This is a genomic window from Flavobacterium sp. CFS9 (genome assembly GCF_041154745.1).
GTDB lineage: Bacteria > Bacteroidota > Bacteroidia > Flavobacteriales > Flavobacteriaceae > Flavobacterium.
This window is the reverse complement of sequence record NZ_AP031573.1, coordinates 2623877-2648005: the sequence shown is the minus strand read 5'-3', so window position 1 is coordinate 2648005 and position 24129 is coordinate 2623877. Positions and strand designations below refer to the sequence as shown.

The 24129-nt window shown below is 41.4% G+C and carries 8 protein-coding genes; 1 reads left to right on the top strand and 7 read right to left on the bottom strand.

Annotated elements, in window-relative coordinates; genetic code table 11:
* Positions 1-19 precede the first annotated feature (19 nt).
* From ruvA to tnpA, 4 genes are all read right to left on the bottom strand, one after another.
* Positions 20-601 carry a Holliday junction branch migration protein RuvA gene (gene ruvA, locus ACAM30_RS11395; RefSeq protein WP_369618596.1) on the bottom strand — a complete coding sequence of 194 codons (582 nt, stop codon included), beginning with the start codon at positions 599-601 and terminating at the stop codon, positions 20-22.
* A gap of 77 nt (positions 602-678) precedes the next feature.
* Complete coding sequence (locus tag ACAM30_RS11390) at positions 679-2970, bottom strand: NADP-dependent malic enzyme (RefSeq protein WP_369618595.1); 2292 nt, start codon at positions 2968-2970, stop codon at positions 679-681.
* 160 nt (positions 2971-3130) lie between these two features.
* Positions 3131-3556 carry a CBS domain-containing protein gene (locus ACAM30_RS11385; RefSeq protein ID WP_017497881.1) on the bottom strand — a complete coding sequence of 142 codons (426 nt, stop codon included), beginning with the start codon at positions 3554-3556 and terminating at the stop codon, positions 3131-3133.
* Positions 3557-4264: 708 nt separating this feature from the next.
* On the bottom strand, positions 4265-4717 hold the full coding sequence (tnpA, locus tag ACAM30_RS11380; protein WP_369618594.1) for an IS200/IS605 family transposase: 453 nt from the start codon (positions 4715-4717) through the stop codon (positions 4265-4267).
* Positions 4718-5021: 304 nt separating this feature from the next.
* Here tnpA and ACAM30_RS11375 point away from each other — a divergent pair, with 304 nt between their 5' ends.
* The gene (locus ACAM30_RS11375) at positions 5022-5351 is read left to right on the top strand and encodes a hypothetical protein (protein ID WP_369618593.1); all 330 of its coding nucleotides are present in this window, start codon (positions 5022-5024) and stop codon (positions 5349-5351) included.
* Positions 5352-5519: 168 nt separating this feature from the next.
* Here the strand turns inward: ACAM30_RS11375 and ACAM30_RS11370 are convergent, their stop codons facing one another.
* The 3 genes from ACAM30_RS11370 to ACAM30_RS11360 are packed head-to-tail and all read right to left on the bottom strand — an operon-like array spanning position 5520 to position 23777.
* Positions 5520-7460, bottom strand: coding sequence for an OmpA family protein (locus tag ACAM30_RS11370; RefSeq protein WP_369618592.1), 1941 nt, complete (start codon positions 7458-7460; stop codon positions 5520-5522).
* Positions 7461-7474: 14 nt separating this feature from the next.
* Positions 7475-8380: a type IX secretion system membrane protein PorP/SprF gene (locus ACAM30_RS11365; protein ID WP_369618591.1), complete on the bottom strand. Its 906-nt coding sequence runs from the start codon at positions 8378-8380 to the stop codon at positions 7475-7477.
* 49 nt (positions 8381-8429) lie between these two features.
* Positions 8430-23777 (bottom strand): HYR domain-containing protein, encoded by a 15348-nt coding sequence (locus ACAM30_RS11360; protein ID WP_369618590.1) that lies wholly within the window; start codon positions 23775-23777, stop codon positions 8430-8432.
* Positions 23778-24129 lie beyond the last annotated feature (352 nt).

The window sequence follows — 24129 nt, the reverse complement described above, 5'->3', positions numbered from 1 at the left end:
TGGTTTAAATAAATTGGTTTTATAGGCTTTTTAATGCTTTCTTGATGATGGTTTCTACGGTAGCTTCCGGGTCTTCTTTTACGATTTTCTCCACTACTTTTTCAGAAGTTTTACGAACAAAACCTAAGACCTCCAAAGCAGATAACGCTTCATCTCGATTTGTATTGTTCTGCACGATCGAAACTTCGTCCAAATCGTACAATTTTAACACTTTTTCTTTTAAATCTAGTATAACTCTTTGTGCTGTTTTGTTCCCAATTCCTTTTATGGACTGGATTACGCCTACGTCTCCTGAGGCAATAGCATTGATAATTTGTCTTGGTTCTATTGATGACAGCATGGTTCTGGCAATGTTTGCACCAATTCCTGAAACCGACAATAGCATTCTGAATATTTCGCGTTCTGATTTTTCTACAAAACCAAATAATGTATGCGCATCTTCTTTGATTTGAAGATGCGTATACAATTTTATATTTTCTACATTGGGAATTAATGAAAAGGTATGTAAAGAAATATTTACCTGATAACCTACTCCGCCACACTCAATGATGACTTCTGTTGGATTTTTCTCTACTAATTTCCCCTGTAAATGTGCTATCATAGTATTATTTATTAAGGTCAAATATAACAAAAATGCATTAAAAATACGACATTATTATTTGACCCTAATTATTTCTACTATTTCGCTAATTTAATCTTTTTACTTTCTTTTTCCTGAGCGTCAATAACTGCGATTGCAGCCATATTTACCATTTCTTCAACACTTGCTCCTAATTGAAAAATGTGAACCGGTTTACCCATTCCCATCATAATTGGTCCAATAGAATTTACTTTGTAAAGTTCTTTTAGCAATTTATAAGTAATGTTAGCTGAATCTAAGTTAGGAAAAATCAAGGTATTTACTTTCTTTCCTGCTAATTTTGAGAACGGGAATTTCTCTGCAAGCATTTCCTGATTCAAGGCAAAATCTGCCTGAATTTCTCCGTCAACAATCATTTCCGGGTGGTTTTTATGCAAATAAGCTACCGCTTCTCTCACTTTTGAAGCGCTTGGACTTGTTGAAGATCCGAAGTTTGAATAAGAAACCATTGCAATAACTGGCTCTACACCAAACATTTTAGCGGTTTTAGCCGTCATGATCGCAATGTTAATCAAATCTTCTGTTGAAGGATTGATGTTAATTGCTGTATCTGACAAGAACATTGGTCCGCGAGAAGTCAACATCATATTGGCTGTAGCCACTAATGAAGCTCCCGGTGCTTTTTCAATCAATTGCAACATTGGCTTTACAACAGTCGGATAACTTCTTGTATGACCTGTTACCAAAGCATCTGCTTCTCCTTCGTTCACCATCATTGCTGCGAAATAGTTTCTTTCACGCATGAATTTTTGTGAATCTAATAACGAAACGCCTCTTCTTCCTCTTGTTTCCCAGTAAGAATTAGCAAATCTGTTACGTCTTCCTTCTTCTTCATTGGTTTTAGGATCAATAATCTCAAGTTCAGCATCAAAACCTAATTCTTCTTTAAGTTCTAAAATAACTTCTTTATTTCCTAATAAAATTGGATGACCAATTCCGTCTTCGTGTACGATCTGTGCTGCTTTAAGTACGTTTAACTGATCTGCTTCTGCAAAAACAATTCTTTTCGGACTTACTTTAGCACGGTTGGTAATCAAACGTACCATTTTATTGTCGTTCCCCATACGTTCGCGAAGCGTATCTTCATAAGCTGCCCAGTCTGTAATAGGATTTTTTGCTACTCCTGATTCCATTGCTGCTTTTGCAACTGCAGGCGCAACCACGGTAATCAACCTAGGATCAAATGGTTTAGGGATGATATACTCCTGACCAAAACCTAATTTTGTTGCTCCGTATGCTACGTTAACCTGCTCCGGTACCGGCTCTTTTGCCAAAATAGCCAATGCTTTTACAGCTGCCATTTTCATCGCTTCGTTAATTTTTGTAGCACGTACGTCTAGCGCCCCTCTAAAAATATATGGGAATCCTAAAACGTTATTTACCTGATTAGGAAAATCTGAACGTCCCGTAGCCATAATAATGTCTTTACGGGTTTCTGTCGCTAAGTTATAATCGATTTCCGGATTTGGATTTGCCATTGCAAAAACAATCGGATTCTCGTTCATGGTCAATAACATTTCAGGTGACAAAATACCTCCTGAAGATAATCCGATGAAAACATCAGCCCCTTTCACTGCTTCTGCTAAATCAATTTTAGCTCCGTCAACTGCATATTTCAACTGCAATTCTGATAGTGAACTGTTGTCTTTTGTTAAAAGTCCTTTACTGTTAAACATTCTGATGTTCTTAACCTGAACTCCCAATGAAACATATAAATCCGTACAAGCGATCGCTGCAGAACCTGCACCCGAAACTACCACTTTTACATCTTCTGCTTTTTTTCCTGCCAATTCAAGGGCATTAATTAAAGCTGCTGCCGAGATAATTGCAGTACCGTGCTGGTCGTCGTGCATTACCGGAATGTCTAATTCTTCTACCAATCGTCTTTCGATTTCGAAAGATTCCGGTGCTTTAATGTCTTCCAGATTTATCCCTCCAAAAGTTGGAGCGATATTTTTTACGGTCTGAATAAATTCTTCGATATCTTTTGTACCGATTTCGATATCAAAAACGTCAATGTCAGAGAATATTTTAAACAACAGTCCTTTTCCTTCCATTACTGGCTTAGAAGCCTCAGGACCAATGTCTCCAAGTCCTAAAACTGCTGTACCGTTTGAGATTACGGCAACTAAATTTCCTTTTGCTGTATATTTGTAAACGTCTTCTACGTTTGCTGCAATGTCTAAACATGGCTCTGCAACTCCCGGCGAATAAGCCAAAGATAAATCTCTTTGGGTTGCATATTTTTTTGTTGGAACTACCTGAATTTTTCCTGGAGTTGGTTCTGAATGGTACAGTAACGCTTCTCTTCTTTTACTCTCTTTGTTCATTTATTTTTAGCTTTTATTCTAGCTTACAAAGATATAAGTCTTGTTTTAAAATGGCCTATTTTTACTGCTTTCTTTTCCTAAAAATAAAATTCGGAGCGAAAAAAAAATAGCCCAAAATAATTTGGACTATTTTTTTGATATGTTTTATTTTTTGGTTGTTTTATTGCGAAATATAAGAGTTTAAATGATTAATAGTATCTTTCTGAATTTCTATAATGGCCTTAACCACATCACTTATTGATATTATTCCTACCACAATTCCATCTTCCAGAACCGGTAAATGTCTAATTCTTTTGGTACTCATCAGTTCCATACAATCTTCAATCTTATTTGAAAGTTTTACCGAGAAAACATTGCTTTCCATAATTTCATGCACAAAAGTTTCTTTTGATGATTTATCTTTCAAAACAATTTTTCGAGCATAATCCCTCTCAGACAATATTCCTTTTAAATCGGAACCATCAATAACAAGAATGGCACCTATGTTTTTCTCTCCCATCACCTTTAAGGCTTCATAAACCGTTGTGGTTGAAAGAACTGAGTAAACATTTTTCCCTTTTGCGTTTAATATTTGTTCTACAGTCATAGCTGAAAAATTTTAGATTTATAAAGTTAGAAAAAAATGTAGATACACCACAATGAAAAACGGTTTTTTAAAACCATAAAACATTCATTTTAAGCAAAATAACTAATATTTTATGTTTTATAAATTTTAGTTTAAAGAATGAATCGAATTTTAATCCTTTTTTACGAAAAGCGCATTGTTTTTTTGATTGTCAGATTTATTCTAAATAAAAAAGAATGCTGTTAAAAATTTGCTTTTGCCCTTTCAGGGCGATATTCATTACTAACTAATTTCATAGCGCTACGCACTACGCTAATGCTTTTGGGGCTTTCAGCCCTTTTTTAAAGACCTAACTATAAACAAATGAATATCAATTAAATATATTTTGTTTTTATAATAAAGGGCTTCAAATCATAAACGTTTCTAATATACTCTGAAAGAGCCTTAGCAACAGCGTAATGTACTTCATTACGAATAAAAAATGACTCCTACCCTAAGCCCTGAAAGCTAATGTTATTTTTTGGCTTTCAGCCCTCTTTTTTAAGGTCTAGAGCAACTATAACTATAAACAAATGAATATCAATTAAATGCACTTTAGCTTACTATATAGACTGGACTTCAAATCATAAACGTTCCGAACATGCTCTGAAAGAGCCTTAACAACAGCGTAGTGCAACGCACTACGAATGTAAAAACGATTACCCCCTAAGCCCTGAAAGGGCGAAAGCACTAATCCCATAGAAAACGTTCATCATAAGCTACCTGATATTTGTTTAAAAATGCCACCAGCTCTTCTTTGAACGTACACTTTTTATGATGTTCTTCCTGATTCTTAACATATTGTATTACTCTCTCTAGTTGTGATGGATTAACAGAAAAGATCCCATAACCATCTTGCCAATAAAATTTCTCGTAACGATCGTCTATGGTTTTTATCCATTTTGAAGATTGCTTTTTTACCTCTTCGACCAATTTCATTTGAGTGACTTTTTTAGATAGTAAACACAGTACATGTACATGATCTTTATATCCTCCTATCTGAATTGGATTGCATTCTAATCCTTTACAAATTCCTCCAAGATATTCCCATAAACGCTCTTGTATGACGTTGTCAATAAAGGGATAACGTCCTTTGGTGCTAAATACCAAATGAACGTATACTTTTGATAATGATTGCGGCATGTTTTTCTTGCTTTTTTTGCTTTTGCCCTTTCAGGGCGATTGTTATCATCTATCTAATTCGTAGTGTGTTGCACTACGCTATTGCTTTTGGGGCTTTCAGCCCTTTTTTGAAGCTTCTGATTATTAATAATTGCAAATCTAGTTATTATTTTATAAGAAAAAACTTAAAAAAATAACTTTCTTAAAATTAGAAAGAATACAATATTTTATTAACACGACATAAATATCGTGCTATTTATGCCAATAGTTTAATAGATTTAATTTGTGAAAAAAGAATAGAAATTAATACATCAAAAATACTATCATGGAAACAAATGAATTTAAAAATCTAGAGCAATTACAAAAACTAACCACCCGATATTTCCGCACTCCAAAATCGGCCAATGAGAATGCAGAAGCCAATACGACTCAAATTAAGCTTGCAAATTATTCGGAGTTGGGCAGTGTGATTACTGATATGCTTAAATTATGCATTCTTGCGTTGAATCAGAATCGATATGAAAATTCCGAAAATGGTATTAATGTAGGTCTTATTTTAGAAAGTGTTCTACAGATGTTTCCTGTGGATGAATTTGAGTTTCTAAGTGAAATTAGCCAAATGGTTGCTACTAGTTCTCATCCTGCAAATGAATGAATCATTATTTTTTTGCTCGCGAAGACGCTAAGGCACAAAGTTTTTGTTGCTGGCTGGTGGTGTGATCCCTCGTTCCTCGGGATGATAAGATTGTGAAACCTACTTCATAACAACGAAAAAAGCCCTTTTCTAAAATTTAGAAAAAAGCTTTCATCTATTGCTTTTTATTTACAAATTGGTGATTACGAATTCGCTTCTTCGGTTGCGTTCATGTTCTTCATCGGTACATTTTACGCCATCAGAACATTGGTTTACCAATTGGGTTTCGCCGTATCCTTTTGCAGTTAATCGGGCTGGGTCTACTCCTTTTTGTATCAGCCAGTTTCGGGTTGATTTGGCTCTCTTGTCGGATAAAACCTGATTATACTGCTGAGTTTGTCGACTGTCTGTATGGGAACGAATATCCAATTTCAAAGCCGGATATTGTTTTAGAATTTCGACTATTTTCTCTAACTGATAAGCCGATTCTTTTTTGATCGTGGCTTTATCGAGATCAAAATAGATGATCGGAATATCGAGTGTTTTTGCCAGATCTGTTCCCACCTCAATCGGTTTAATTCTTTTTTCCAGCTGAATCAATAAAGTCGTTTTTCCGGAGTTTCTTTTTATTGCGACCGGTACTTCCTTACTCTCATAATCTGTTTTGGACGCTCGTACGAAATAGTTTTTTCCACATTTTACATTTGGAAAAATGTAATTTCCATTGTTATCAGTGATGGCTTCGGCAACGAGTTGGAAATTTTCATCGAACAATGCCACATTCGCATTTGAAAGAATGACATTGGTTTCTGAATCGGTAATTGTACCTGTTAATTGCTGTTCGCAATTTAGCTTTCGTCTTTCTATAAATCGGTAAACATCATCAAATCCATGTCCCTTATCTCTATTGGAAGAGAAAAATCCGTTTCTGTCTTTACTGTTGATTATAAAAGCAAAATCGTCTTGCGGACTGTTAATTGGTTCTCCAATATTTTGTATTTCTTCAAAGCTACCCTGATCATTTATTTTGGTCACAAATACATCTAGTCCGCCTAATCCGGGTCTTCCGTCTGTTGCAAAATAAAGTTCGTTATCTTCTGAAATAAAAGGAAACGTTTCTCGTCCTTCGGTATTGATTGCTGATCCCAAATTTTGAGGTTTTCCAAAGGTCCCATCCTCATTTATGGCTACTTTAAACAAGTCGGATTGCCCTAAAGTTCCCGGCATATCTGAAGCAAAATAGAGTGTTTTTTCGTCTACACTTAAGGTAGGATGCGCTACGCTATACTGATCACTGTTAAACGGAAGTGCTTCGATATTTTTCCATTCTCCTTCTACTAAATTTGCTTTGTACAACTTTAATAAGGTGACTTTGTTCTCGTCTCTTCCTCTTTTACCGTTCAGGAAGTTGTTTCTTGTAAAATACATTGTTCGGCCGTCTTTTGTAAAAACGGGTGTCGATTCGTTGAATTTTGTATTTACTTTTTTCTGAAAACGCTGTGGTGTTCCTAAACTTCCATCCGGTAATAATTCGGAGGTATACAAATTGGTAAAGGATCGGTTGGTCCACTTGAAATTTTTCTTTGCTACTCCACCGGTATCTCGTGCAGAGGTAAAAACTAATTTGTTATCAAAAATGGTACTTCCATAATCTGAATATTTAGAGTTTATTCCGGCATCGGCAATTTCAAATCGTCCTGAATTTGCTTTTATCTCGTTCAGATAATTTTTATTGGATTCGAACAAGATCCCTCTTTTATCTGTTGCTTGTTTTTGATTGAATTTTTCTAAGATTGCATCTGCTTTAGTGTAATTTCCAGAAGCTTTAAGGCATTGTGCATATCGGTACAAATACTCCGCTTCTTGTTCTTTGTTCATGGCAAACAGTTCATCGTACCATTTTAAAGCTTTTACCAGTTCTCCATTAAAATAATAAGAATTTCCCAGACGCTGAAACATTTTTTCGTCTTTGTATCCTTTCTCCGCTACATTTTCATAGATTTTTATAGCATCGATATAAGCGTATTTTTCGTATTTAGTATCGGCATACTTTATACTGCCCGTTTGTGCAATTGCATTGAAAAACAGGAATAAAAAGAAGATGGTATATTGTAGTTTTTGGCTTTTCATGAAGGGCTGGCTTTTTAAAAGAATCTTGGTGAAGTAATTCTATTGTAATTATTAAGGAACTCAAAACGCAGGAAGACCTCATGCGACCCCGAATTGTATCTTCTTAAATTAGTCGTTTCATGATCGTAACCATAACCTACATATAAGCCATCTGTAATCTGAAAACCTGCCATTACACTAACCGACGCACTCCAACGATAAGCCAATCCGATTACGAATTTATCATTGAACATAAAATTACCTGAAACATCGACCTGTAAAGGGGCTCCCTGAACCATTTTGGTCAACAATGCCGGTTTGAATTTGATGTAATAATCCAGATCAAAAACGTAACCTGCCATTAAATAATAGTTAATCTTATCCTTAAAAATAGCGGTATCATCATCATTGTATCGATTGGTTTCGATAAAATTCGGAATTGATAATCCCAAATAGGCTTTATCAGAATGCCAATAAACCCCGGCTCCAATATTGGGTGTGATTCGATTGTTTAAATTCTGAAACTGCGGATCTCCCTGATTTTCAGGATTCAGTTTATTGATATCCAGATTAAAAAGATTTGCTGTTGCTTTTATCCCGAAAGAAAGTTTAAAGGTTTCTGAAGTTGGAACACTATACGACAAATCAGCCGATAAAGTGTTCTCATTGGTTGGACCAATTTTATCGTTTACCAAAGAAACTCCCAATCCTAAATTGCTGTTGTTTATAGGTGTATTTATGGCGAAGGTACTGGTTTCGGGTGCTCCGTCCAGTCCAACCCATTGTGTACGGTACAATCCGAAAACACTTAACGCCCCACGGGAACCCGCATAAGCCGGATTTATTGCCATGGTATTATACATGTATTGTGTGTATTGAGCATCTTGCTGCGCCGAACACACCACTGTAAAAAACAGGAACATTACAATTATCTTTTTCATTTGAATGGCTTTTAAGAAGCGGCCCGGGAGTACCAGACCGCTGTAATTTTTACTTGTTTATATATAAATAACCCGATTGTTCATGCGAATTCGATTCGTTGTCTTTGTATTTCAGGATGTAGAAATATGTACCTACCGGTAATCCTTCGGATTGTTTTATAGTAGTACGCCCTTCTGAGAAACCTTTAAAAACACGGTCTTCGTTATTGTAGTTATCTTTTTCGAAGACCAGAACTCCCCAACGGTTGTATATTTCAACCGTATTGCTTGGATAACATTCTAAGCCCTGAATATAGAATCTGCTGTTTTTGTCATCTCCATTTGGCGAAAACGCGTTAAAGACTTTTATAACACAACCTTTTAAATCTAATACGGTAGGTTTATCTTCCAGAATACTTTCATCATCTGAAATATCATCTACAACAACTCCTTTATTGCTTCGTCCCTGAACGCTTGCCTGGTTGCTTACGCTTCCTTTATTGATATCACTTTGTGTGATTTTATAGGTAGCTTTAAAGTTATATTCGTCAGATTCGTTTACACCTAAATCAATTGCCTGTCCTGAAACGACAACTCCCGGTAAAGGATCTGAAACGGTGATGCCTTTTAATGGAACGTTTCCGGTATTGGTTACTTTAAATCTGTACGTAATGGTTTCGCCTGCATTTGCAAATCCGCTTCCGTTTTCGTCATTAAATACTGCTGTTTTAATTACTGCAATAGCAGGAACTTCAACAAAAACAGTCAATGTAGCAGTACCACAATTGGTTGGAATTGCTTTTTCACAAAGCTGATAGTTTAAGGCATAAGTTCCACCCGGAGTGTTTGGTTTCACATTTACAGTTCCGTCTGAATTAAACTCAAAATGAGGATTTTTTGACAGATCCGTAAATATAACTTCCGAAGGATTAATTGGTAAACCTTTCAATAAATCATTGCCGAAAACATTTATAAATTCAAGAGCACCATTTATACCGTCAACATTTACAATTCCATCATTTACCACTACGATTGGTCCTGGAGGTACAGGAGGATCTGGATCCACTACATTAATTACTGTAATTTTCGCCACTGCCTGACTGCAATTAGTTGGATTTAAGGCTTCACAAATTTGATACGTTAATTCATAAGTTCCGGAAGGAGTTCCTGATTTTACTTCAATTCTACCATCAGATTTTAAAGTTAAATTCGGATTTGGCACAATCGTCGTTAAGATAACGCTTGAAGGATTCAGTAATACTCCGTTTAGAGTATCGTTTTGGAAAATACTAGTTGGAGAACTTTGTCCTTTACTACTGTCAACAGTTCCGGCATTATCATTATTCGCTTTTATAACCGCTCCTGTTACCGGAACATAACTTTTTACTGTAGAACAATTCGTCGGATTCAGATATTCGCAAATACTATACTCCACTTCGTATCTTCCTATTGGTGTTCCGGCTTTTACCGTTACAGTTCCATCTGCATTTAAAGTTAATCCTGTTGGAACATTTATCGCTTTTAAGATTACTCCTCCAACACTATTTTTAATTACTGCCGGATTTCCATTCAAAGTATCATTTGTTATCAATGAAGCTGTAGTGCCGCCAATACTTCCGTTTATCGAAAGGGTCTCTTCTGTCACTGCATTAATAACCGCTTTTCCAACTTCAACTGTGGCTGTAGCAGTAGTACAGTTTGCAGGCGTAGCTCCTTCTTCACAAATAGTATAAGTGATTTGGTAAGTTCCTGACACAGTGTTTGGATCTAAAGTCAATACTCCGTTAGCATCAATACTCAATGGTCCTGTTTTGATTGGGGTTACATTGGTATTGGCAGCGGTTACCGGCTGTCCGTTTAAGGTATCGTTTACCGTTACGTTTCCAATAGTGGTCGCTGTTGTTGTACCCGGTGTTTGAACTGGGTAAGTATTATCATCGTTGGCTACGATTGGGTTTTTAACTTCAACTGTGGCTGCAGCACTTGAACAGTTTGCAGGTGTTGCTCCTTCTTCACAAATAGTATAAGTGATTTGGTAAGTTCCTGATACGGTGTTTGGATCTAAAGTCAATACTCCGTTAGCATCAATACTCAATGGTCCTGTTTTGATTGGGGTTACATTGGTATTGGCTGCGGTCACCGGCTGTCCGTTTAAAGTATCGTTTACCGTTACGTTTCCAACTGTGGTTGCCGTTGTGATACCCGGTGTTTGAACTGGGTAAGTATTATCATCGTTGGCTACGATTGGATTTTTAACTTCAACTGTGGCTGTAGCACTTGAACAGTTTGGAGGAGTCGCTCCTTCTTCACAGATTTCATAGGTGATTTGGTAAGTTCCTGATACGGTGTTTGGATCTAAAGTCAATACTCCATTAGCATCAATACTCAATGGTCCTGTTTTGATTGGCGTTACATTGGTATTGGCAGCGGTTACCGGCTGTCCGTTTAAGGTATCGTTTACCGTTACGTTTCCAATAGTGGTCGCTGTTGTTGTACCTGGTGTTTGAACTGGGTAAGTATTATCATCGTTGGCTACGATTGGATTTTTAACTTCAACTGTGGCTGTAGCAGTAGTACAGTTTGCAGGTGTTGCTCCTTCTTCACAAATAGTATAAGTGATTTGGTAAGTTCCTGACACAGTGTTTGGATCTAAAGTCAATACTCCGTTAGCATCAATACTCAATGGTCCTGTTTTGATTGGCGTTACATTGGTATTGGCAGCGGTTACCGGCTGTCCGTTTAAGGTATCGTTTACCGTTACGTTTCCAACTGTGGTTGCCGTTGTGATACCCGGTGTTTGAACTGGGTAAGTATTATCATCGTTGGCTACGATTGGATTTTTAACTTCAACTGTGGCTGTAGCAGTAGTACAGTTTGGAGGAGTCGCTCCTTCTTCACAGATTTCATAGGTGATTTGGTAAGTTCCTGATACAGTGTTTGGATCTAAAGTCAATACTCCGTTAGCATCAATACTCAATGGTCCTGTTTTGATTGGGGTTACATTGGTATTGGCAGCGGTCACCGGCTGTCCGTTTAAAGTATCGTTTACAGTTACGTTTCCAACTGTGGTTGCCGTTGTGATACCCGGTGTTTGAACTGGGTAAGTATTATCATCGTTGGCTACGATTGGATTTTTAACTTCAACTGTGGCTGTAGCACTTGAACAGTTTGGAGGAGTCGCTCCTTCTTCACAGATTTCATAGGTGATTTGGTAAGTTCCTGATACGGTGTTTGGATCTAAAGTCAATACTCCATTAGCATCAATACTCAATGGTCCTGTTTTGATTGGGGTTACATTGGTATTGGCTGCGGTCACCGGCTGTCCGTTTAAAGTATCGTTTACAGTTACGTTTCCAACTGTGGTTGCCGTTGTGATACCCGGTGTTTGAACTGGGTAAGTATTATCATCGTTGGCTACGATTGGATTTTTAACTTCAACTGTGGCTGTAGCAGTAGTACAGTTTGGAGGAGTCGCTCCTTCTTCACAGATTTCATAGGTGATTTGGTAAGTTCCTGATACAGTGTTTGGATCTAAAGTCAATACTCCGTTAGCATCAATACTCAATGGTCCTGTTTTGATTGGGGTTACATTGGTATTGGCAGCGGTCACCGGCTGTCCGTTTAAAGTATCGTTTACAGTTACGTTTCCAACTGTGGTTGCCGTTGTGATACCCGGTGTTTGAACTGGGTAAGTATTATCATCGTTGGCTACGATTGGATTTTTAACTTCAACTGTGGCTGTAGCAGTAGTACAGTTTGGAAGAGTCGCTCCTTCTTCACAGATTTCATAGGTGATTTGGTAAGTTCCTGATACAGTGTTTGGATCTAAAGTCAATACTCCGTTAGCATCAATACTCAATGGTCCTGTTTTGATTGGGGTTACATTGGTATTGGCAGCGGTTACCGGCTGTCCGTTTAAGGTATCGTTTACCGTTACGTTTCCAATAGTGGTCGCTGTTGTTGTACCCGGTGTTTGAACTGGGTAAGTATTATCATCGTTGGCTACGATTGGGTTTTGTACAATAATAGTAACTGTAGCTGTTGCACAATTCGCTGTTGGATTTGCAACCTCACAAATTTGATAATCAAAAGTGTAAGTTCCAGTTGGCGTATTTGGCTGAACTGTAACAGTTCCTGTATTAGTGTCAAAATTTAAATTTGAAGGTAAAGTTGTAGTCGAAGTAATTATAACTTCATTAGCCACTACATTTTTACAGTTTAGAGAGTCATTATCCAGAACACTTGGAACTGCGATTCCGCCCAGAACTCCATTAAAAGATGTTACACGATCTTCAGTAGCTTTGATTGGTCCAATTACTTTCACCGTTTGAGTACAAGTCTGAGTATTACCCGCAGCATCAGTAGCGGTCCAGGTTACCGTAGTGGTTCCGATTGGGAAGCTGGATGGCGCGTCGTTAGTTACCGTTACAACTCCTGAGCAATTGTCTGAAGTTACTGGAGTGCCTAAAACAACTCCGGTGGCAGCGCATGAATTAGCATCGGCTACAGCTGTTACATTCGCTGGACAAGTAATCGTTGGTTTTTGAGTATCGTTTACCGTTACCGTTTGCGTACACGTCTGAATATTTCCGGCAGCATCAGTAGCCGTCCAGGTTACCGTTGTGGTTCCGATTGGGAAGCTGGATGGCGCATCGTTAGTTACCGTTACTGTTCCTGAACAATTGTCTGAAGTTACTGGAGTTCCTAAAACAACTCCGGTGGCAGCGCATGAATTGGCATCGGCTACAGCAGTAACATTCGCTGGACAAGTGATCGTTGGTTTTTGAGTATCGTTTACCGTTACCGTTTGCGTACAGGTCTGAATATTTCCGGCAGCATCAGTAGCGGTCCAGGTTACCGTTGTGGTTCCGATTGGGAAGCTGGATGGCGCGTCATTAGTTACCGTTACAACTCCTGAGCAATTGTCTGAAGTTACTGGAGTGCCTAAAACAACTCCGGTGGCAGCACATGAATTAGCATCTGCTACAGCCGTAACATTTGATGGACAAGTGATCGTTGGTTTTTGAGTATCGTTTACCGTTACCGTTTGCGTACAAGTCTGAGTATTACCCGCAGCATCAGTAGCGGTCCAGGTTACCGTGGTGGTTCCGATTGGGAAGCTTGATGGCGCGTCGTTAGTTACCGTTACTGTTCCTGAACAGTTATCGCTTGTAATTGGAGTCCCTAAAACAACTCCGGTGGCAGCACATGAATTAGCATCTGCTACAGCCGTAACATTTGATGGACAAGTGATCGTTGGTTTTTGAGTATCGTTTACCGTTACCGTTTGCGTACAAGTCTGAGTATTACCCGCAGCATCAGTAGCCGTCCAGGTTACCGTGGTGGTTCCGATTGGGAAGCTTGATGGCGCGTCGTTAGTAACTGTTACTGTTCCTGAGCAGTTATCGCCTGTCGTTGGAGTACCTAAAACAACTCCGGTGGCAGCGCATGAATTAGTATCAGCCACAGCCGTAACATTCGCTGGACAAGTGATCGTTGGTTTCTGCGTATCGTTTACCGTTACCGTTTGCGTACAAGTCTGAGTATTTCCGGCAGCATCAGTAGCCGTCCAGGTTACCGTAGTGGTTCCGATTGGGAAGCTGGATGGTGCGTCGTTTGTAACCGCTATGGTTCCTGAGCAATTGTCTGAAGTTACTGGTGTTCCTAAAACAACTCCGGTGGCAGCGCATGAATTAGTATCAGCCACAGCCGTAACATTCGCTGGACAAGTGATCGTTGGTTTCTGCGTATCGTTTACCGTTACCGTTTGCGTACAAGTCTGAGTATTTCCGGCAGCATCAGTAGCGGTCCAGGTTACCGTAGTGGTTCCGATTGGGAAGCTGGATGGCGCGTCATTAGTTACCGTTACAACTCCTGAGCAATTGTCTGAAGTTACTGGAGTGCCTAAAACAACTCCGGTGGCAGCGCATGAATTGGCATCGGCTACAGCAGTAACATTTGAAGGACAAGTGATCGTTGGTTTTTGAGTATCGCTTACCGTTACCGTTTGCGTACACGTCTGAGTATTTCCGGCAGCATCAGTAGCGGTCCAGGTTACCGTGGTGGTTCCGATTGGGAAGCTTGATGGCGCGTCGTTAGTAACTGTTACTGTTCCTGAGCAGTTATCGCCTGTCGTTGGAGTACCTAAAACAACTCCGGTGGCAGCGCATGAATTAGTATCAGCCACAGCCGTAACATTCGCTGGACAAGTGATCGTTGGTTTCTGCGTATCGTTTACCGTTACCGTTTGCGTACAAGTCTGAGTATTTCCGGCAGCATCAGTAGCCGTCCAGGTTACCGTAGTGGTTCCGATTGGGAAGCTGGATGGTGCGTCGTTTGTAACCGCTATGGTTCCTGAGCAATTGTCTGAAGTTACTGGTGTTCCTAAAACAACTCCGGTGGCAGCGCATGAATTAGTATCAGCCACAGCCGTAACATTCGCTGGACAAGTGATCGTTGGTTTCTGCGTATCGTTTACCGTTACCGTTTGCGTACAAGTCTGAGTATTTCCGGCAGCATCAGTAGCCGTCCAGGTTACCGTAGTGGTTCCGATTGGGAAGCTGGATGGTGCGTCGTTTGTAACCGTTATGGTTCCTGAGCAATTGTCTGAAGTTACTGGTGTTCCTAAAACAACTCCGGTGGCAGCGCATGAATTAGTATCAGCCACAGCCGTAACATTCGCTGGACAAGTGATCGTTGGTTTCTGCGTATCGTTTACCGTTACCGTTTGCGTACAAGTCTGAGTATTTCCGGCAGCATCAGTAGCCGTCCAGGTTACCGTTGTGATTCCGATTGGGAAGCTGGATGGTGCGTCGTTAGTAACTGTTATTGTTCCTGAACAGTTATCGCTTGTAGTTGGTGTTCCTAAAATAACTCCGGTGGCAGCACATGAATTGGCATCGGCTACAGCAGTAACATTTGAAGGACAAGTGATCGTTGGTTTTTGAGTATCGCTTACCGTTACCGTTTGCGTACACGTCTGAGTATTTCCGGCAGCATCAGTAGCGGTCCAGGTTACCGTGGTGGTTCCGATTGGGAAGCTGGATGGCGCGTCGTTAGTAACTGTTACTGTTCCTGAGCAGTTATCGCCTGTCGTTGGAGTACCTAAAACAACTCCGGTGGCAGCGCATGAATTGGCATCGGCCACAGCAGTAACATTCGCCGGACAAGTGATGGTTGGTTTCTGCGTATCGTTTACCGTTACCGTTTGCGTACAAGTCTGAATATTTCCGGCAGCATCAGTAGCCGTCCAGGTTACCGTAGTGGTTCCGATTGGGAAGCTGGATGGTGCGTCGTTAGTTACCGTTACTGTTCCTGAACAGTTATCGCCTGTCGTTGGAGTACCTAAAACAACTCCGGTGGCAGCGCATGAATTGGCATCGGCCACAGCAGTAACATTCGCCGGACAAGTGATGGTTGGTTTCTGCGTATCGTTTACCGTTACCGTTTGCGTACAAGTCTGAATATTTCCGGCAGCATCAGTAGCCGTCCAGGTTACCGTAGTGGTTCCGATTGGGAAGCTGGATGGTGCGTCGTTAGTTACCGTTACTGTTCCTGAACAGTTATCGCTTGTAGTTGGAGTGCCTAAAACAACTCCGGTGGCAGCACATGAATTAGCATCTGCTACAGCGGTTACATTCGCTGGACAAGTAATCGTTGGTTTTTGAGTATCGTTTACCGTTACCGTTTGCGTACAAGTCTGAGTATTACCCGCAGCATCAGTAGCCGTCCAGGTTACCGTGGTGGTTCCAATTGGGAAGCTGGATGGTGCATCGTTAGTTACTGTTACTGTTCCTGAACAATTGTCTGAAGTTACTGGAGTTCCTAAAACAACTCCGGTGGCAGCACATGAATTAGCATCTGCTACAGCGGTTACATTCGCTGGACAAGTAATCGTTGGTTTTTGAGTATCGTTTACCGTTACCGTTTGCGTACACGTCTGAATATTTCCGGCAGCATCAGTAGCCGTCCAGGTTACCGTGGTGGTTCCGATTGGGAAGCTTGATGGCGCGTCGTTAGTTACCGTTACTGTTCCTGAACAGTTATCGCTTGTAATTGGAGTCCCTAAAACAACTCCGGTGGCAGCACATGAATTAGCATCTGCTACAGCCGTAACATTTGATGGACAAGTGATCGTTGGTTTTTGAGTATCGTTTACCGTTACCGTTTGCGTACAAGTCTGAGTATTTCCGGCAGCATCAGTAGCCGTCCAGGTTACCGTAGTGGTTCCGATTGGGAAGCTGGATGGCGCATCGTTAGTTACCGTTACTGTTCCTGAGCAATTGTCTGAAGTTACTGGAGTGCCTAAAACAACTCCGGTGGCAGCGCATGAATTGGCATCGGCCACAGCGGTTACATTCGCTGGACAAGTGATCGTTGGTTTTTGAGTATCGTTTACCGTTACCGTTTGCGTACAAGTCTGCGTATTTCCGGCAGCATCAGTAGCCGTCCAGGTTACCGTTGTGGTTCCAATTGGGAAGCTGGATGGCGCGTCGTTAGTTACCGTTACTGTTCCTGAACAGTTATCGCTTGTAGTTGGAGTGCCTAAAACAACTCCGGTGGCAGCGCATGAATTAGCATCGGCTACAGCCGTAACATTTGAAGGACAAGTGATTGTTGGTTTTTGAGTATCGTTTACCGTTACCGTTTGCGTACAAGTCTGAGTATTTCCGGCAGCATCAGTAGCCGTCCAGGTTACCGTAGTGGTTCCGATTGGGAAGCTGGATGGCGCATCGTTAGTTACCGTTACTGTTCCTGAGCAATTGTCTGAAGTTACTGGAGTGCCTAAAACAACTCCGGTGGCAGCGCATGAATTAGCATCTGCTACAGCCGTAACATTTGATGGACAAGTGATCGTTGGTTTCTCAGTGTCACTCATCGTTACGGTTCTCGTAGCTGTTGCATTGCCACAACCGCCTGTTCCGGTTACCGTGTAAGTGATCGTTGCAGTTCCGGCTGAAACTCCAGTGATTGCACCTGTTGTACTGTTTACTGTGGCAATTGCGGTATCACTGCTTGACCAGCTTCCGCCTGTAGTTCCGTTTGAGGTGAATGTAGTCGTTCCGGCAACACAAATAGTTTGGTTACCTGATAAAGTTCCTGCATTTGGTGCAGCAGTTACTGTTACGGTTCTCGTAGCTGTTGCATTGCCACAACCGCCTGTTCCGGTTACCGTGTAAGTGATCGTTGCAGTTCCGGCTGAAACTCCAGTGATTGCACCTGTTGTACTGTTTACTGTGGCAATTGCGGTATCACTGCTTGACCAGCTTCCGCCTGTAGTTCCGTTTGAGGTGAATGTAGTCGTTCCGGCAACACAAATAGTTTGATTCCCTGATAAAGTACCTGCATTTGGCGCGGCAGTTACCGTCACCGTTCTGGTAGCTGTTGCATTTCCACAACCTCCTGTTCCGGTTACTGTATAAGTGATGGTAGCAGTTCCGGCTGAAACTCCGGTAACAACACCTGTTGTACTGTTTACTGTGGCAATTGCGGTATCACTGCTTGACCAGCTTCCGCCTGTAGTTCCGTTTGAGGTGAATGTAGTCGTTCCGGCAACACAAATAGTTTGGTTACCTGATAAAGTTCCTGCATTTGGTGCAGCAGTTACTGTTACGGTTCTCGTAGCTGTTGCATTGCCACAACCTCCTGTTCCGGTTACCGTGTAAGTGATCGTTGCAGTTCCGGCTGAAACTCCAGTGATTGCACCTGTTGTACTGTTTACTGTGGCAATTACGGTATCACTGCTTGACCAGCTTCCGCCTGTAGTTCCGTTTGAGGTGAATGTAGTCGTTCCGGCAACACAAATAGTTTGATTCCCTGATAAAGTACCTGCATTTGGCGCGGCAGTTACCGTCACCGTTCTGGTAGCTGTTGCATTTCCACAACCTCCTGTTCCGGTTACTGTATAAGTGATGGTAGCAGTTCCGGCTGAAACTCCGGTAACAACACCTGTTGTACTGTTTACTGTGGCAATTGCGGTATCACTGCTTGACCAGCTTCCGCCTGTAGTTCCGTTTGAGGTGAATGTAGTCGTTCCGGCAACACAAATAGTTTGATTCCCTGATAAAGTCCCTGCGTTTGGTGCGGCAGTTACTGTTACGGTTCTCGTAGCTGTTGCATTTCCACAACCTCCTGTTCCGGTTACCGTGTAAGTGATCGTTGCAGTTCCGGCTGAAACTCCAGTGATTGCACCTGTTGTACTGTTTACTGTGGCAATTGCGGTATCACTGCTTGACCAGCTTCCGCCTGTAGTTCCGTTTGAGGTGAATGTAGTCGTTCCGGCAACACAAATAGTTTGATTCCCTGATAAAGTACCTGCATTTGGCGCGGCAGTTACCGTCACCGTTCTGGTAGCTGTTGCATTTCCACAACCTCCTGTTCCGGTTACTGTATAAGTGATGGTAGCAGTTCCGGCTGAAACTCCGGTAACAACACCTGTTGTACTGTTTACTGTGGCAATTGCGGTATCACTGCTTGACCAGCTTCCGCCTGTAGTTCCGTTTGAGGTGAATGTAGTCGTTCCGGCAACACAAATAGTTTGGTTACCTGATAAAGTTCCTGCATTTGGTGCAGCAGTTACTGTTACGGTTCTCGTAGCTGTTGCATTGCCACAACCTCCTGTTCCGGTTACCGTGTAAGTGATCGTTGCAGTTCCGGCTGAAACTCCAGTGATTGCACCTGTTGTACTGTTTACTGTGGCAATTGCGGTATCACTGCTTGACCAGCTTCCGCCTGTAGTTCCGTTTGAGGTGAATGTAGTCGTTCCGGCAACACAAATATTTTGATTCCCTGATAAAGTACCTGCATTTGGCGCGGCAGTTACCGTCACCGTTCTGGTAGCTGTTGCATTTCCACAACCTCCTGTTCCGGTTACTGTATAAGTGATGGTAGCAGTTCCGGCTGAAACTCCGGTAACAACACCTGTTGTACTGTTTACTGTGGCAATTGCGGTATCACTGCTTGACCAGCTTCCGCCTGTAGTTCCGTTTGAGGTGAATGTAGTCGTTCCGGCAACACAAATAGTTTGATTCCCTGATAAAGTACCTGCATTTGGCGCGGCAGTTACTGTTACGGTTCTCGTAGCTGTTGCATTGCCACAACCTCCTGTTCCGGTTACTGTATAAGTGATCGTTGCAGTTCCGGCTGAAACTCCGGTGATTGCACCTGTTGTACTGTTTACTGTGGCAATTGCAGTATCACTGCTTGACCAGCTTCCGCCTGTAGTTCCGTTTGAGGTAAATGTAGTCGTTCCGGCAACACAGATATTTTGGTTTCCTGATAAAGTCCCTGCGTTTGGTGCAGCAGTTACCGTCACCGTTCTGGTAGCTGTTGCATTGGTACAACCGCCTGTTCCGGTTACCGTGTATGTGATGGTAGCAGTTCCGGCTGAAACTCCGGTGATTGCACCTGTTGTACTGTTTACTGTTGCAATTCCCGTAGCATTGCTTGACCAACTTCCTCCCGTATTTCCGTTTGATGTGAATGTAGTCGTTCCTCCAACACAAATAGTTTGATTCCCTGATAAAGTACCTGCATTTGGCGCGGCAGTTACCGTCACCATTCTGGTAGCTGTTGCATTTCCACAACCTCCTGTTCCGGTTACTGTATAAGTGATGGTAGCAGTTCCGGCTGAAACTCCGGTGATTGCACCTGTTGTACTGTTTACTGTAGCAATTGCAGTATCACTGCTTGACCAGCTTCCGCCTGTAGTTCCGTTTGAGGTAAATGTAGTCGTTCCGGCAACACAGATATTTTGGTTTCCTGATAAAGTCCCTGCGTTTGGTGCAGCAGTTACCGTCACCGTTCTGGTAGCTGTTGCATTGGTACAACCGCCTGTTCCAGTTACCGTGTATGTGATGGTAGCAGTTCCGGCTGAAACTCCGGTGATTGCACCTGTTGTACTGTTTACTGTTGCAATTCCCGTAGCATTGCTTGACCAACTTCCTCCCGTATTTCCGTTTGATGTGAATGTAGTAGTTCCTCCAACACAAATAGTTTGATTACCTGATAAAGTACCTGCATTTGATGCAGTAGTAATCGTTACAATTCCATTTATTGTCGCAGCCGTACAAGGTGCTGTATGACCAACTGTTGTTATTGTATAAGTACCACTCGCAGTTGGTGTTCCTGAAATCGTGATTGTCTTTGCACTGGAATCAACAGAAGCTGATAAACCAGCCGGCAAGTTTGAGGCAACAGCATTGGTTGCGCTTCCTCCAAATGTATAAACAATATTAGGAATTGCTGTTCCATTACAAATTGTTGGGTTTTGTGTACCACTGGTAAATACAATCGTAGAAGCAGTGTTTACCACTGCCGCAACTGCAACTCTTGATGCTGAAGTACAACCTTCAGGTGAAGTAGCCTCTACATAATAAGTAGTTGTCGTTGATAAACTTGGTGTAGTATAACTCGTTCCAGTTTTTAATGATGTACCGCCTGTTGAAGCCGCATACCAGTTAATAGTTGCCCCTGCTGATGCTGTTGCATTTAATGTTAATGTTCCTGCACCACATCTGGAGTCTTGTGTTGTTGAATCTATTGTAGGCCTTGTATTTATTGTTGCTGTAACTGCTGTTCTTGTTCCTGTAGTACACCCGTTTCCTGTAGCATCTACATAATAAGTAGTAGTTGTTGATAAATTTGGTGTGATAAAATTCGTACCAGTCGCTAATGATGTACCTCCTGTCGCAGCAGCATACCAATTAATGGTTCCTGAAGAAGCCGTAGCGCCTAATGTTACTGATCCTGCATCACATCGCGAAGCTGGTGTTGTTGCTGTTATTGTTGGTATTGCATTAATTACAAAATTTGTAGCTGTTCTACAGCTTCCAAGTCCCGGACAAGCTGCATAATATGTTGTGGTCCCCGGTGTATTTGTATTGGTCAAACCTGAGCCCGCAACACCTACAGGATTAAAAGAAGAACCTGTAAATATGGGTGTTACACTTATAGACGATGTGTACCATTGTATAGTCCCCGAATTTGAACACGTAGAAGTAGCTGTTAGTGACCCGCTGCCTCCCTGACAGATAGAAACACCTGTAGTTGTTGGTGCTCCGGCGACCGGATTGATCGTCATACTTGCAGTCGGAGCCGAAGTACATCCCTGAGCATTAGTTGTAGTTAATACATAGCTGTTCGGTACTAAACCGGAGAAAACGCCTGATGTATTATTTACTGGTGCCGTTACCGGATTTGTTCCTCTTAAGGTATAACTTATTCCCGCTCCCGGAGCTGGGGTATTGACTGTTATTGTTCCTGTTGGTGTAAGACAATTTCCTTGTGTTACCGTAGCAGTTGGAGTTGCCGGCAATGCCAAAATTGTAATATCATCTACCGTTTCTGCACTACCTTTAAAGTTTGTGCCGGGAACATTTGCCTGACTTGCTCCTTCATAGGTTTTATTGGCAGTACCATAAGCGTTCGTAAATGCTGTAATTCTTCTACTTGGATTAGCAGTTGTACGTGTTGGATCGAGATACAATGCCTGTGCACTAGAACTGTAAGTTCCCGCCGCCATAGACGCCGCTACTTTTCCTGTTAAGGTTATCGTAACCACTCCATTTTGTGCAATATTAAAACCTCCGAATACCGGATTATTAGCTGTAGAAGTATTTGTTAAGACTCCTGAAGGTCCTGTTGCTTCTGCGGAATAAGTTGCTGTAGCAGAATCGAACTCGATACCTGTTGGAAAAAGAAAATCTAAAAATACTCCTGCAGCATTCCCTACTCCTGTATTTTTGATCTGAATTTCATAAGAAACTTTCTCTCCAATCGAATTACAGGCTGATGCGGTTGAAAGTGCTTTTACTTTTGTTTCTAAAACAGGGAAACAATTAGAATTTACCTGCAAATTTGGCGGTACATCCTGTGCTGTAAAAGTTGACGCACTACCTGCTGTTCCATCTACCGCACCATTTCTGATTCCCGCACCGGCATTAGACCTTCCTGAGCTACCTCCAACTACAGTAGTAGTTAAGGTTACAGTACCGGTAAGGTTGTGTCTGATTATTCCACCACCACCACCACCACCAGGTCCGTGTGAATTATTATTATCATTTTCAGTATTTCCTCCTGCTCCTCCTGTTGCTTCTATTCTGATCGTAGCGGTACTACTATTTGAGATATTCAATAATACTGTTCCTCCGGCACCACCACCACCTGCTCCATCGGGTGAGCCTGAAAAAGCACCTGGTGCTCCTTTTCCTCCATTGGCATAAATGTTACCTGTTCCCTGAACGGTACCTGCATTAATAAGAATAATGGCACCACCGACACCACCTTTAACACCTGTTGAAGCATTATTGGCATCTCCGGCACCACCACCACCTCCCATGACAAGTCTTGGAAAGGCAGTTGCTGTAAGATAGGATCTGAAACCCGGTCTTCCTCCTCCTGTTAATGGAAGAACATCACCGCCTCCACCTTGCCATCCGGCACCACCTAAGCCACCGAATCCACCGTTACCTCCACCTCCACCTCCGGAGTTGTGGTCATTACCCCCTCCACCAGCGTTGGCAGGGGCTCCTCTTCCTGCAGATCCTCCAGGCATTCCTTCCACTCCATTATCAACCTGATTAAATCCATCCCACATATAACGGGGCGTTCCGGCTATTCCTTCTCCTTTTCCTGAAATTGTATTATTACTTGATAATCCCACATAAGTTGTAGAATTATTAAGATTAGATACTGCTATAGGGCTATAACCTCCTCTAAAACCGCGGGCATTTCCATCAATAGAAAATCCGGCAAAATTGAATGTACCGGAAACATTAAAAGCAATAACTCCCCCTGCAACACCATTAAAAGGCGGCGTTGTTATAGAAGAAGTAAGTGTTAAATTGGAATATTGGGGTACTCTTACAATCTGAAAAGTTCTCTTTCCTCTTGTCGTTGTAGCATCTGCATTGTAAAAACTATTCAGGGTTCCACCATTAGTTCCGGTACCCTTAAACGTTAAATTCCCACCAGTCAGCGGGACATTATTAGTTGCAATAACATATTCAAAAACTCCGGTGTTACCTAAAGATGTAAATCCGGTACCTCCTAAAGAATCCGGGCCGCTATTTGACGTTCCTGAACCATAACTTGTTGTATTGGTATAATCTATCGTAGCATCCTGCATCTGAATAATCAAAATCAAATCTCCTACTGATATTGGAGTTGCACCAAAATTATTAGAATACTGATCGGTAGCGGGTACTCCTGCTAAAACTATCGATTGAGTTCCTGCATTCAGTGTTATATTTCCCGAAATAGGAAAGTAAGTATTTACAGAACTTGATACGGTAACAGGCCCATCACCTCCGGGTGTTCCACAAACTTGTGAAAAAGCAGGTAATGACACTAGTCCAAAGAACAAAACAAAAAAGATTTGTTTTAAAAAATTAAACTTGCTAAAAGTAAAGTTATACATATACGGCTGGGATTTTAGAAATAGAAACAGCGCATGCCAAAAAAACAACAGCGTTTTTTAGCACACAGGATAGATACGAGAAAAAAATAGGAATGTTTTTTTGAAGTCTTAAAAAGGACTTTTTAAAGGCTTCATTAAAAAAGGGTAGCGTTTGGACCATAGGTATATAGGTTCAAGACACAAATGGTCTTTTGGTTAAATTAGTAGTTTTTGGAGCCGCGAAAATATGCAATCAACTGGCTATCAGCTACATTTTTCGATAAACTACCCAGATTAACGATGAATGACATTTTTCAATCGACCATAATACACTTTTGACTACAAAAAAATTGACTATTTGATAACGAAGTGT

Excerpts from the sequence above, each read along its gene's own strand:
- ACAM30_RS11365 (WP_369618591.1), bottom strand. The coding sequence starts at position 8,380 with ATGAAAAAGATAATTGTAATGTTCCTGTTTTTTACAGTGGTGTGTTCG.
- tnpA (WP_369618594.1), bottom strand. The coding sequence starts at position 4,717 with ATGCCGCAATCATTATCAAAAGTATACGTTCATTTGGTATTTAGCACC.
- ACAM30_RS11370 (WP_369618592.1), bottom strand. The coding sequence starts at position 7,460 with ATGAAAAGCCAAAAACTACAATATACCATCTTCTTTTTATTCCTGTTT.
- ACAM30_RS11360 (WP_369618590.1), bottom strand. The coding sequence starts at position 23,777 with ATGTATAACTTTACTTTTAGCAAGTTTAATTTTTTAAAACAAATCTTT.
- ruvA (WP_369618596.1), bottom strand. The coding sequence starts at position 601 with ATGATAGCACATTTACAGGGGAAATTAGTAGAGAAAAATCCAACAGAA.
- ACAM30_RS11385 (WP_017497881.1), bottom strand. The coding sequence starts at position 3,556 with ATGACTGTAGAACAAATATTAAACGCAAAAGGGAAAAATGTTTACTCA.
- ACAM30_RS11390 (WP_369618595.1), bottom strand. The coding sequence starts at position 2,970 with ATGAACAAAGAGAGTAAAAGAAGAGAAGCGTTACTGTACCATTCAGAA.
- ACAM30_RS11375 (WP_369618593.1), top strand. The coding sequence starts at position 5,022 with ATGGAAACAAATGAATTTAAAAATCTAGAGCAATTACAAAAACTAACC.